General features: G+C 72.4%; 11 protein-coding genes. 6 read left to right on the top strand and 5 right to left on the bottom strand.

Annotated features, from left to right (window positions below):
- Position 1: 1 nt before the first annotated feature.
- Genes ACWDY5_RS01890 through ACWDY5_RS01900 form a run of 3 tightly spaced genes read right to left on the bottom strand, consistent with a single transcriptional unit; the run spans position 2 to position 3988 of the window.
- Positions 2-1747, bottom strand: a complete 1746-nt coding sequence (locus tag ACWDY5_RS01890) for a beta-ketoacyl synthase N-terminal-like domain-containing protein (protein WP_449720481.1) — start codon at positions 1745-1747, stop codon at positions 2-4.
- Positions 1744-2034 (bottom strand): acyl carrier protein, encoded by a 291-nt coding sequence (locus tag ACWDY5_RS01895; protein ID WP_449720482.1) that lies wholly within the window; start codon positions 2032-2034, stop codon positions 1744-1746. Before ACWDY5_RS01895 ends, ACWDY5_RS01890 begins: the two co-directional genes overlap by 4 nt.
- 25 nt (positions 2035-2059) lie before the next feature.
- Positions 2060-3988: a KedN5 family methylcobalamin-dependent radical SAM C-methyltransferase gene (locus tag ACWDY5_RS01900; RefSeq protein ID WP_449720483.1), complete on the bottom strand. Its 1929-nt coding sequence runs from the start codon at positions 3986-3988 to the stop codon at positions 2060-2062.
- Between the two features lie 138 nt (positions 3989-4126).
- On the opposite strand from ACWDY5_RS01900, the gene ACWDY5_RS01905 reads away from it, so the two are divergent.
- The 3 genes from ACWDY5_RS01905 to ACWDY5_RS01915 are packed head-to-tail and all read left to right on the top strand — an operon-like array spanning position 4127 to position 6245.
- On the top strand, positions 4127-5086 hold the full coding sequence (locus ACWDY5_RS01905) for a PIG-L deacetylase family protein (RefSeq protein WP_449720484.1): 960 nt from the start codon (positions 4127-4129) through the stop codon (positions 5084-5086).
- Between the two features lie 15 nt (positions 5087-5101).
- On the top strand, positions 5102-5716 hold the full coding sequence (locus ACWDY5_RS01910) for a winged helix-turn-helix domain-containing protein (RefSeq protein WP_449720485.1): 615 nt from the start codon (positions 5102-5104) through the stop codon (positions 5714-5716).
- A 4-nt stretch (positions 5717-5720) separates the two neighbouring features.
- The gene (locus tag ACWDY5_RS01915; protein ID WP_449720486.1) at positions 5721-6245 is read left to right on the top strand and encodes a hypothetical protein; all 525 of its coding nucleotides are present in this window, start codon (positions 5721-5723) and stop codon (positions 6243-6245) included.
- A 3-nt stretch (positions 6246-6248) separates the two neighbouring features.
- On the opposite strand, the gene ACWDY5_RS01920 is transcribed toward ACWDY5_RS01915, so the two are convergent.
- Both ACWDY5_RS01920 and ACWDY5_RS01925 read right to left on the bottom strand, forming a co-directional pair.
- Positions 6249-7313: a methyltransferase gene (locus ACWDY5_RS01920; protein WP_449720487.1), complete on the bottom strand. Its 1065-nt coding sequence runs from the start codon at positions 7311-7313 to the stop codon at positions 6249-6251.
- Positions 7313-8443, bottom strand: coding sequence for a radical SAM protein (locus ACWDY5_RS01925; protein ID WP_449720488.1), 1131 nt, complete (start codon positions 8441-8443; stop codon positions 7313-7315). The genes ACWDY5_RS01920 and ACWDY5_RS01925 overlap by 1 nt, the downstream gene beginning before the upstream one ends.
- A 202-nt stretch (positions 8444-8645) precedes the next feature.
- Between ACWDY5_RS01925 and ACWDY5_RS01930 the strand changes: the two genes are divergently transcribed.
- From ACWDY5_RS01930 to ACWDY5_RS01940, 3 genes are all read left to right on the top strand, one after another.
- Positions 8646-10337 carry a carbamoyltransferase family protein gene (locus ACWDY5_RS01930; RefSeq protein WP_449720489.1) on the top strand — a complete coding sequence of 564 codons (1692 nt, stop codon included), beginning with the start codon at positions 8646-8648 and terminating at the stop codon, positions 10335-10337.
- Complete coding sequence (locus ACWDY5_RS01935) at positions 10334-11482, top strand: DegT/DnrJ/EryC1/StrS family aminotransferase (protein ID WP_449720490.1); 1149 nt, start codon at positions 10334-10336, stop codon at positions 11480-11482. Before ACWDY5_RS01930 ends, ACWDY5_RS01935 begins: the two co-directional genes overlap by 4 nt.
- Positions 11483-11576: 94 nt before the next feature.
- Positions 11577-11721 (top strand): transposase (locus ACWDY5_RS01940; protein ID WP_449720502.1); only part of this gene is annotated, 145 nt, incomplete at its 3' end.

The following is an 11721-nucleotide window of genomic DNA, read 5'->3' on the forward strand; positions in this document are numbered from 1 at the left end:
TTCAGGCCACGCCATGGCTGTCCTCTGTGGACTCCGGTGGCGCGGTGAGGACCATCGCCGCGCTGCTGCCGCCGTAGCCGAAGTTGCTGACCAGCACCGAGTGCACCGGCCGCCGCTCGGACCGCTGGAGCACCCGCACCCGCTCGGCGGCCAGCGCGCGGTCCAGTCCGGGGGTGCCGGGCACGGTGCCTTCGCCGATGGCGCGCACCGCGGCGGCCAGCGCGGGGAACGCCGAGGCGTGCAGCAGGTGCCCGGCCGCGCCCTTGTGCGAGCTGAGCGGAACCCCTTGCCAGCCAAGCTGTTCCCCGACGGTCTCCAGTGCGAGCAGCTCCGCCGCGTCGCCCTGCTTGGTGCCGGGCGCGTGCCCGTGCACGTAGTCCACTGTGGCCAGTCCGGCCATGGCGAGCGCGGATCGGACGCACTGGGCGCCGACCTCGGCGTGCAGCCGCCGCCGCCCCGCGCCGCCGACCCGGCAGGCGATGCCGGCCAGCACCGCCACCGGGGTGTGCCCGCGGGCCGCGGCGTGCTCGGCGGTCTCCAGCACCGCGACCCCCGCGCCCTCGCCGATGGTGAGCCCGGCGCGGTCCAGGTCGTAGGGCCGGGCGGGCCTGCTGCTGGAGGTGCGCACGGCCTCCATGGCGGCGCAGTCGTAGCGGTTGAGCGAGGACACCCCGGTGACCACGGCGACGTCGGCGAGCCCGCAGCGCAGCCACTCCCTGGCCATGGCCAGGCTGAAGGTGCCCGAGGCGCAGGCGTGCGCGAGCACCGCCGCCGTCCCGTCCGGCCCGACCACCCCGTCCCCGCGCCACCCGGGTTCCAGCGCGATCTCCCGCACGTGCTCGGGCGCGCCGGCCCCGGCCAGGTCCGGCACCACGCCCACGGTGGTCAGCAGCGCCCGCTCCGGCACCCGGGACAGCCCGGCTCCGGCCAGGGCCTCGCGCAGCGCCAGGTCGAGCAGCACCCGCCGCCGGGGCACGCCGGGCGGGGCGGTCACGGTGGTCTGTCCGACCACCTTGCTGCGCAACCGAACCGGGTCGAACCGGGTCAGCGGCACCAGCGCGCGTTCCCCGGTGACCAGCCCGCGCCAGAACCGCGCCACGCCCGTGCCGTACCCGGTGACGAGCCCCAGCCCGGAGACCACGACGGCGGATCCGGTGGCGCGCGCGGTGTCTGCGGTGACCGGTCCCCTGAGCAGGCGGAGCAGCACGCTGCCGGGTGCGGCGTCCTCGGCAGGCGGCTCGGGCACCGGGCTGCCGCCGGGACTGATGAGGGTGGCCACCACGAGGTAGGCCCCGTGCCGGGCGTCGTGGGTGATCTCGCAGACCGCCATCGCCCGGTGCCAGCCGGTGGCCACCGCGGCTCGGGCCCAGCGCAGTGCCTGGCAGGTGGCGGTGCGCTGGTTGATCAGCACGTAGGTCGGCCCGTCCCAGGCACTGCGCTCGGCGAACTCCTGCACCAGGTGCGCGGGTTCCGGCGAGATCGCCTCGAGCGGGCGGAGCTTGCGGCCCTCGTGCTCGGCCTCCTCGCACCGGTTGACGAACGCCGCGGTGGCCCGCGCGCCGTAGTCCGGGGCCGCCAGCACCACCGGCAGCCCGGCCAGCAGCGCAGGGGGCAGGGGAGCCAGCAGCGCGCCGAGGACGGCCGACACCACACCCGGCACGGTGTCGGCGGTGGCCCCGCCCGAGGTGCCCAGCAGCGCCGGGGTGGTGGAGCCCTGGACGAGGGGGCCGAACCCCGCCGCGCTCACCGGACCGGGGGCGCGGCGGAGGGCTCACCGGTCTTCTGGGCGAGGATGTACTCGGCCAGGCCGTCGATGTTGAACAGGGTCTCCTCGGTGAGCTCCTCGTCCTCGAAGACCACGTCGAAGCGTTCCTCCAGCACCAGCAGGTACTCCAGGGCGTCCAGCGAGCTGAACCCGTAGCGCTCCACCAGGCTCACCTCGGCCAGCTCCTGATCGGTCACCGCGGGCAGCGGGGTGCGCGTCATCTGCGCGGCCAGCTCGTGCAGCTCCCTGATGAGTTCGGCCTGATCCATTCGTCCTCCTCGATGCGGTGCCGGGTCACCCCGTGGCCGCGTGGAACCGTTGCGCCAGCTGCCGTTCGGTCAACCCCCGGTAGGCGTCCATGCGGTAGAAGTGCTGTGGGTCGGCGCCGAAGCCGGTGGGGTAGTAGAAGTCGGTGGTGCACGGCTCGGGCTCGCCGCGCTCACCCCGGCGCAGCGCGGCCACCAGCGCGGGCACGTCCCAGCCGAAGGCCTGCCCGGCCCGCAGGAACCAGTCCTGCCCGTAACGGCGTACCACCGGCAGGTCCTCGGCCGGGTCGCCGCCGGGCCCGCAGCGGATCGGCTGGCACAGCAGGTCGAACCGGAACACTTCCTCCACTGTGGACAGTGCGTGGGCCGGCAGCAGTGGCCGCACCGCCGCCCGCCACCAGGCGCGCAGCACCTCCTGGGTGAGCAGCGGCCACACCGCCGCGTCGACCAGGTCGCCGCGCGTGCCCGCCGCGGCTTCCCGCAGCCGGACCACCTCCTGGTCCTCGGCGGTCTCCACCCAGTCGGCGAAGCCCAGCACCACCCGGGACTGCGGGATGGCGGCCAGCTCGCGCAGCGCGGTCCACACCCCGTGCAGCAGCCTGCCCCTGGCCAGCACCCGGTTCCAGCACAGGAACCGGCTCATCCGCTCGTTGTCGGCCATGGTCATGGTGTCGTGGGCCAGCACGTACTCGAAGTCGTCCTGCTCGCCGCGCACCGTCACCAGCCCGTACTGCTCCCGCTTGTCGTGGTAGCCGGTGTTGGGCAGCACCATCAGCTGGTGCACCGCGACGAACGGGGTGTGCCGCGCGGCCCGGTCATACCCCTCCAGGAAGGTCTCCACGGTCTCGCCGGGGGCACCCCAGATGAGCTCCAGGTAGACGTTCATCTCCCGTTCGGTGAGCCAGCCGACCAGGTCCTCCCACTCGTTGAGCCGCATGTTGCGCCGCCGCATCCGGGACAGGGTGGCCTCGTCCATGGTCTGCAGCGCGAGGATGAACGAGTTGTGCATCCCGGCCTCGCGCAGCTTCGCCATGATCCGGAAGAACCCGGCCGACTTGTTCTTGGCCCAGGAGGTCTCCAGGCTGCGCGGGTAGCCGTAGCGGGCGCGCACCGCCAGCAGGTCGTCCAGGAAGTCCTCGTCGGCGGGCAGCATGCCGAAGTTGGAGTCGCACAGCACGAGCGCGGGCGCGCGGTGCCTGCCCAGCAGCTCCAGCTCGGCCCGTAGCCGTTCCCGGGAGAAGGAGCGCATCTTCTGCCCGGTCGCGCCGCCCCAGTAGCAGAAGGAGCACTTGTACGGACAGCCGCGGTTGGTCTCCAGCAGCGCGTAGCCGTAGGGGAACTCGCCGCGGGCGTCGGTCAGCGGGATGGCGCCGGAGAGGATCGGCGAGGGCAGTGAGTCCAGGTCCTCGATGCGGGGCCGCTCCGCGGTGGTGACCAGCGCGCCACCGTCCTCGCGGAAGGAGATACCGCGCACCCCGTGCAGCTCGCGGGGAGTGCCGCCGTCGAGATAGGCGTGCAGCAGCTCGGGGAACACCGGCTCGCCCTCGCCGTTGACCACCACGTCGACCTGGGGGAAGAGCCGGAACACCCGCTCGGCCTGGTGTGCGACGTGGTTTCCGCCGAAGATGACCCAGCCGGCCGGGTTGAGCTGTTTGAACGTCTCGGCCAGGGCGCCGAACGCGCGGTGGTTCCAGCCGAGCACGGAAAAGCACAGGATGTCCGGGAAACCGTCCCGGAAAAGTTCTCTGGCCATCCGGTTCGAGCCCACGTCACCGGCATAGTTGTGAATGGTGACGTCCATTCGCGCGTGAATGCGCCTATCCGCGTCCGCGCAGGCCTTGAGGTATCCCATTGCCAGCGGCATCGAGGCATGTGAATTTGTCCAGACACCTTGCTGGACAAGTGTCACCCGGGTCTTCACGCACGCTCCTCGCCCGCATTTGGCACGGCTCGGCATTCTCGCCAATGTAGCGCACTACCGGTGGATCCACTACCGTCGCGAAATGTCGCTGGGTAAATCAGGGCGCCTTGGGCCAATCGCATTACATTTGCTTTGCCGGTCGTCGTGCCCGGTCGCGGCGGCTACGCTGAGCGAATGACCGAATTACCGGATGTGTGGCGGCCCATCGCGCTGCCCCATACGGAGGTCACCGCCACCGGAATGCTTTTCCTGGGCCGTCCGGTCGAACCGCCGGTAGCCGGTCCGGACCTGCTGGCCCGCTGCGACGGCAGCCGGGCGCTCCGGGAGTTCTCCCCGGCGGAACAGGACCTGCTGCGGCACGGCCACCGCGCCGGGCTGCTCGTGCTGGCCCCGCCACCGCGGCCCCGCGCGGGCGAGGCGCCGGTGGTGGTCTCCCCGCACCCGGACGACGCCGTGCTCGCCCTCGGCGGCCTGCTGGCCGCTCGCGGCGGCCGGGTGCTCGACGTGTTCAGCGTGGAGACCTGGACCAGCCGCCCCTACTACGCGGCCCGCCCCGAGCTGACCACCCGGCTGCTGGTGGCCGAGGAGCTGGTGGCCTGCCAGGTGCTGGACGCCGATGCCGAGCTGCTGGGCTTCCTGGACGCCGCCGACCGCCCTGAGCGCGCGGCGGGCTTCCTGGCACCGGACCCGGTGGCCGGGCACACCGGGGAACCGGAGCTGTTCGCGGCGCTGACCGCCAGGCTGGCCAAGGAGCTCACCGGGTGCGCCGAGGTGTACCTGCCGCTCGCGGTGGGCGGACATGTCGACCACGTGGCCTGCCGCGAGGCCGTGCTGGCCCTGGCCGCCAGGGGCGCGCTGCGTAACAGCCGCCTCGTGTTCTACGAAGACCAGCCGTACTCGCTGTTCGTCTCAGCGGGGGAGCTGAGCGTGGCACTGGCCCCACGGTTGCGCGCGGCCGGACTGGACGGGCTCCGGCCGCGGCCGCTGCTGATGGACGCCACCGCCGGGCAAGCCAAACAGGAGGCGCTGAAGGCCTACCGCATCCAGGTGCGCGCGGGCATCCGGCGGCGGGTGGCCCGGTACGGCCGGGCGCTGGGCGGACCGGGTGGGGCCGCGGAACGGGTGTGGAGCTGAGCAGGGAGGAACCGGATGTACGTGCTGGCCGGAACACTGGCCGCGGCGGACCTCGCCGTGGTCACCGACGCGTGTGCCGAGCTGGGCCTCGCGGTGCACCACGCCGATGCCGAGGTGACCGACGACGTCATGCTGTGCGCCCTGCACCGCACCGCCGGCGAGGCGGTCGAGCCCTCCCCGGCCGAGGTGCGGCGGCGTGGTGGCTACCCGATCGCGGTGCTGGAGTCCGTCTCGGCCACCGGCGTGCTCGGCGCGCTCACCGAGGGCTACGCGTTCGCGCTGGCCACGCCGTTGCGGCGGCCCCGGGTGGTGGCGGCACTGGGCTACCTCAAGTCGGTGGCCCCACCGGAGCCCGCGCAGCGGCTGACCCTGGCGCCAGGACTGCTGCGCTCCCCGTCCCGGCAGACGCCGGTGAGCGCGGCCGAGGCCGGGCTGCTGCGGGCGCTGGCCGGCAAACCAGGGCAGATCGTCTCCCGCGCGGAGCTGGGCGAGGCCGCCGGCGGCGAGGACGTGAACGCGGTGGTCTCGGTGCTGCGGCGGAAACTGGCCGACATCGACTCCGGCGCGAAGATCCTCAAGGTGCCACACCTGGGGTTCCGGCTGGTCGGCACGGTCGAGGACACCCGGTAGCCGGATGCGCGTGCTCGTGATCACCGGCGCCCCCGGTGCGGGCAAGACCCAGGTGGCCCAGCTGCTGGCCGCCTGCTTCCTGGTGCCGGTCGCGGTGCTGGACTGCGATCCGTTCGTGCACCCGTGGGAGTCCGGCGAGCCCCTACACCGGCTGATGGCGGCCGAGCTGGCCGCCCGCATCCCCGCCTACCAGGAGTGGGGGGCGAGGGTGGTAGTGGTGCACGGGGTGATCCTGGCCGGTGGGCGCACCTACGAGCCGGTGATGGCCGCGCTGTGGTCGATGGGCACCACACCCGTGGTGTACGGGCTGCGCGCCGGACCGGAGGTGCTCGCCGACCGCATCCGGCAGGACCAGGCCGCCCCGCACCTGGTCACCGGTCGGCTCGCGCTGACCCACCTGGACGAGGACGTGCCCGAGGTGCCCGGGGTCCGCCTCATCGAGACCGCGCGCCGGGACGCGCAGGCCGTGGTCGCCGAGATCGCCCGCCAGGAGGCAGCCGACCTGGGGCCTGGCTGGCTCGTGGGTTAGAAGTCAGCTGTACCGGCCCACGGTCAGCCCGCCGCCGCCGGGCCGCAGCGAGAGCACACACGGGTGGTAGTGGGTGGCCCCGATGCTCTCCACGAACGCCCGGTACTCGCCGCCGAGCTCCCCGGCCAGGTTGCCCTGCTCGTCGCGTTCGGCGAAGGCGGGCCAGCGCGGTGGCGTCGGCGGCTTGAGCAGCATCCGCGCGGACAGGCCGAGCCCGGGCAGCTCCTCGGCCAACTGGGCGGCGCAGAACGGGCCATGCTCGTCGCCGAAGGAGGCGAACTGCACCAGCGCCTCACCCCGCTCGGTCAGCAGCTCCGGCAGCTGGCGCACGATCGCCCAGACGAAGTCCAGCCCGTCCGGGCCGCCCTCCCCTGCCAGCCAGCCCAGCGCGCCCCGGCGCATCGGCAGGAACGGCGGGTTGGAGACCACCAGGTCGAACCGCTCGCCCAGGTCCAGCGCCGCCATGTCGGCCTGCCGCACGGCCACCCGGTCGGCCAGGCCGTTGAGGGCGGCGTTGAAGGTGGTCGCGGCCAGGCACTCCGGGTTGATGTCCACCGCGAGCGCCCGCGCGCCGTTGCGGGCCGCGGTCATGGCCAGCGCGCCCGTGCCGCAGCCCAGGTCCAGCGCGGTCCTGGCGGTGCGCCGGGCGGCCACCAGGCGGCAGAGCGTGCTGGTGTCGGTGCCCACCCACGGCGCGTACGAGCCGGTCTCCCGGCCGGCCGCGCGCCAGGCCGCCAGCACCGTCAGGCCCTCCAGGCGCACCAGCGGGTAGTCGGCCGAGAGCAGGCCCGACCCGACGGAGACGATCTTGGCGTGGCTCAGCAGCGCCAGCAGCGGCGCGGGCAGCGAGCCCTCCGGCACCTGCCGTCCCAGCACGAACAGGTTGGCCAGCGCCTGCTCCTCGGGCAGTGCGGCGACCGCGCGCAGGTACTCGGGGTTGCGCCAGGGCGCGAGGTCGCCGAAGCGGGCCCCGGCCATGACCAGCAGGTCGTGCTGGGGCAACCGGGTCAGCCTGGCCGCGTCCGCCCGCTCGTAGTCAGCGGGGCCCAGTCCGTCCACCGAGATCATCACGCGCTCCCGAACACTGGTGCGAACGTCGACTTCAGCTCCCGCAGCCGGGCGAGGGCCCTGGGACCCGCGTACGGCGCGCAGCGGGTGATCTCCTCGTCGGAGATGTGGTCCAGCAGGTACAGGTTGACCACGTCGATCGGCCCGGTGCAGCTGCGGCAGTACGGGAACCGCGGCCGCGGCTGCATGAACATCTCGTAGTGCTGGTGCCTGCCGAACTGCTCGTGGATCAGCTGCGGCTCGGACGTCACGTTGCCCATGGGCTTGAGCCAGGCGTAGGGGCAGCAGGACACATCGCCCTGCCCGAACAGCTGGACCATGGTCGCGGTGGCGTAGCAGCGCAGGGTGCGCACGCCGGTGCGCAGCTGGTTGCCGATGTGCTCGACGAAGGCCCGCGGCGGCAGCACCGGCGCCAGCTCGTCGTAGCGGGCCAGCAGCTCGGCGAAGTGGTCGCCCAGCGGCGGGGCCAGGTTGTCCTTGGCCTCCCCGCGCACCGGGAAGAAGTACAGCATCGCGCCGGAGCCGTAACGCTGGAGCAGGAACTCGGCGAAGGCGGCCTGCCCGGTCACGTTGACGTTGCTGAGCACCGACTGCACCTCGACCGGGATGCCGCGTTCGACCGCGCCGTCCAGGCCACGCATGATCACCTCGAACAGCCGGTGCTGCTTCGGCGGCAGGCGGTGGGAGTTCATCGCCAGGGTGTGCCCGTCCAGGGAGAGGCAGAGCTGGCAGTTGCCCAGCGCGGCCAGCGCGTCCAGCCGGGCGTCGGTGAGGAAGACGCCGTTGGTGATTACCTGGACAACCTCGTACTTCTTACTGCATTCGGCGACAAATTCGGTGGAACCTTTCAGCCAGAAGAACTCACCGCCGGAGAGCCGCATGATCGGGCTGTCCACCTGCTCGTGATAGGCGTCCAGGATCCGGTGCCAGTCCGCCCGCCGGTCGGTGGTGAGCCGGAACTTGGCGTCCGGCACGTTCATCAGCAGGTTGAAGTCCTCGGTCAGGCAGTAGGAGCACCGCATCTGGCACAGCTGCTCCTCGATGACCATGTCGTTCATGAGCAGCCGCAGCCGATTGTGCTCGTCCCGGTTCGCGAACATCGCCGCGCGGTAGTCGTCCTTGAGAGACACGCCGTACCCCATGATTCGCCGAGGCATTCCGGCCCATTCGGTTGCCGAGCCTAGGAGGGCCGTCGACGGAAGGTCAATACGCCATACGATACCGGCGGAAAGCACACTGTAGAACTCGGCGAGCAATTCCTGGACCGGGCCGGAACCGGTCGGTAAACTCGCGAATCTCGACCGTCCCCATTTTCCGGGTAAGGACACGCGTATGCTCGCGCTCGGTCTTGGTGGTTCCAATCACGACTTCTCCGCCGCTCTGGTGCACGAGGGCGAGATCAGCGTCGCCATCGAGGAGGAGCGGCTGGCCCGCCGCAAGTACGCGGTCGGCGTCAACTCGCTGGCCAACCGGGGCTGGCGGTACTGCCTGGACACTCACGGCGCGCGCCTGGCCGAGGTCGATGTCATCGTCGCCGACGACACCCTGCTGCCCACCTGCTACTTCCAGTTCCGCGGCCGCACCCAGCTGATCCGCCACCACCTCGCGCACGCCGCCAGCGCCTTCTACCCCTCCCCGTTCCCGGAGGCGGCGATCCTGGTGGCCGACGGCGCGGGCAGCATGATCGACGGGCACGGGGTGGAGACGCTGACCCTCGGGGTGGGGCGCGGGACCGGCATCCACGAGCTGTCCAAGGTCTACGGCACCGAGTGGACCACCGACGGCAGGCACGCCGACCGCGTGTACCAGGCCGGGGACAGCAACCACTCGCTCGGCTTCCTGTACAAGGCGGTCAGCCGCGCCATCGGCTTCACCCTGTACGAGCAAGGCCCCTGGTACCTCACCGAGGACGGCAAGACCATGGGCCTGGCCCCCTACGGCGGCGACCGCTACCTGGCGCGGTTCCGGCGGCACCTGGAACTGCTGCCGGAGGGCCGCTTCGCCTTGCATCTCAAGGGTCCCGACGGCCTGTTGGAGTTCCTGGAACACGCGCTGGACGGCCTGGAGGGAGAGGAGCGCTTCGCCAGGGCCGCGGACCTGGCGTGGGCGGCGCAGGAGACCCTGGAGACCGCGCTGCTGCACGCGGCGCGCTGGCTGCACCGGGAGACCGGGCTGACCCGGCTGGCACTGGCCGGCGGGGTGGCGCTGAACTCGGTGGCCAACGGGAAACTGTTGCGGCACACGCCCTTCACCGAGGTCTTCGCCCAGCCGGCCGCCGGGGACAACGGCTGCGCGATCGGCTGCGCCTACTACGGCTACCACCAGCTCGGCGACCGCCCCCGGCCACGCGGCCCCCGGCCGCAGACCCACACCTACCTCGGCCGCACCCACACCGACGAGGAGCTGCGGGCCGCGCTGGCGGCGGCGGAACTGCCCTACCGCCGGGTCGAGCACCCGGCCCGGCTGGCCGCGGCGCTGCTGCCCCGCGGTGCGCTGCTCGGCTGGTTCACCGGGGGCTCGGAGTTCGGCCCGCGCGCACTGGGGCACCGCAGCATCCTGGCCGATCCCCGGCGGCCCGAGATGAAGGACGTCCTCAACAGCAAGGTCAAGCACCGGGAGTCCTTCCGCCCCTTCGCCCCCGCCGTGCTCGCCGAGCGCTGCGCGGAGTACTTCGAGCTGGCCATCGAGTCACCGTTCATGCTGATCGTGGCGCCGGTCCGCGAGGAACGCCGGGCGGAGGTGCCCGCGATCACCCACGTCGACGGCACCGCCCGCGTGCAGACGGTGACCCGTGAGGCCAACGGGTCCTTCTACGAGCTGGTGGCCCGCTTCGGTGAGCTGACCGGGGTGCCGGTGGTGCTCAACACCTCCTTCAACGACCGGGGCGAGCCGATCGTGGAAACCCCGGCGCAGGCACTGGCCTTCTTCGGGCCGAGCAAGCTGGACTACCTGTTCCTGGAGGACTACCTGGTGGCGCACAGCGAGCCGGAGCTGGACGCCGCGCTGGCCGGGACCGCCGGGTGACGCGGTACGAGCCGTGGCGCGGGCTGGCGCTGTGGGGCCAGGAGGAGGAAACCGCCGCGCTGGAGGTGCTGCGCTCGCGTTCGCTGTTCCGCTACTACGGGCCGGACCTGTTGCACCGCACCGACTCCTTCGAACGCGAGCTGGCCGCGCTGCTGGAGGTGCCGCACACCGTCGCGGTCTCCTCGGGCACCGCCGCACTGGCCTGCGCGCTGATCGGCCTGGGCATCCCGGAGGGCGCGGAGGTGATCATGCCCGCGGTCACCTTCATCGCCTGCGCCAACGCGGTGGTCTGGGCCAGGGGTGTGCCGGTCTTCGCCGAGGTCGACGACACCCTCACCCTGGACCCGGCGGCGCTGGCGGAGAAGGTCAGCGACCGCACCTGGGGCGTGCTGCCGGTGCACCTCAACAACGCCGCCGCGGACCTGGACCCCATCCTCGCGGTGGCCCGGCGGCACGACCTGGTCGTGCTGGAGGACGCCGCACAGGCCGCCGGGGTCCGCTACCGGGGACGCAGAACTGGGGCCATCGGTGACGCGGGCGCGTTCAGCTTCCAGCTGGAGAAGAACATCACCGCGGGCGAGGGCGGCGCGGTCAGCGTACGGGATCCGTTGGCGCACCAGCGAATCGTGCGCTACCAGGATCAGGGCGGCCAGTTCACCACCGCCAGGGGCGAGTCCCGCGCGCAGGCGGCAGAGCCCTTCCTGGGCGTGAACCTGCGCATGACGGAGCTGACCGCGGCCCTGCTCCGCGTGCAGCTGGGCCGCCTGGACCCGATGCTGGCGCGCCTGCGCGCGGTGGCTGCCGAGGTCCGCGCCGCACTGCCCGAGCTGCACTGGCGGCGACTGCCGGACGAGCAGGGCTCCGGCGGCGACCTGACCTTCTTCCTCGGCTCCCGACTCGAGGCCCGCGACCGGGTGGCCGCCCTGACCGCGGACGGCATTCCCGCGCACACCCTCTACCAGGGGCAGCCGGTGTACAGCAGTCCCGCGATCCGGGCCGGCCGCACCCCGTGGGGCACCCGGTGGGGCACCCCCGCCCGCTGCCGCGACAGCGAGAGCCTGCTGGGCCGCTCGGTGACGATCAGCCTGGGCGCCACCATGACCGGCGATGACGTGCGCGCGGTGATCACCGCCCTGCGCGGCTGAACCGGCCCGGCACCCCGGAGACCGGGGCGCCGGACACCGGTCCTAGGGGGCGTTTTCAAAGCGGCTGGTGTGATCTGCTTTGATCACGTTCGTGGTGCGTCGTCATGAGCTGACCGATGAGCAGTGGGCTGCCCTGCAACCGTGGCTGCCCCAGCCCGGCACCGGTCGTCCGCGTGTGGACGACCGGCGGGTGATCAACGCGATGGTGTTCAAAGCCCGCACCGGGATTGCCTGGCGAG

It is taken from the genome of Crossiella sp. NPDC003009 (assembly GCF_053591555.1).

What these genes read in the sequence shown, in the direction of transcription:
- ACWDY5_RS01915 (WP_449720486.1), top strand. Translation starts at nt 5,721, where the DNA reads ATGCGCGTGCTCGTGATCACCGGCGCCCCCGGTGCGGGCAAGACCCAG.
- ACWDY5_RS01910 (WP_449720485.1), top strand. Translation starts at nt 5,102, where the DNA reads ATGTACGTGCTGGCCGGAACACTGGCCGCGGCGGACCTCGCCGTGGTC.
- ACWDY5_RS01905 (WP_449720484.1), top strand. Translation starts at nt 4,127, where the DNA reads ATGACCGAATTACCGGATGTGTGGCGGCCCATCGCGCTGCCCCATACG.
- ACWDY5_RS01920 (WP_449720487.1), bottom strand. Translation starts at nt 7,313, where the DNA reads ATGATCTCGGTGGACGGACTGGGCCCCGCTGACTACGAGCGGGCGGAC.
- ACWDY5_RS01895 (WP_449720482.1), bottom strand. Translation starts at nt 2,034, where the DNA reads ATGGATCAGGCCGAACTCATCAGGGAGCTGCACGAGCTGGCCGCGCAG.
- ACWDY5_RS01930 (WP_449720489.1), top strand. Translation starts at nt 8,646, where the DNA reads ATGCTCGCGCTCGGTCTTGGTGGTTCCAATCACGACTTCTCCGCCGCT.
- ACWDY5_RS01900 (WP_449720483.1), bottom strand. Translation starts at nt 3,988, where the DNA reads ATGCCGAGCCGTGCCAAATGCGGGCGAGGAGCGTGCGTGAAGACCCGG.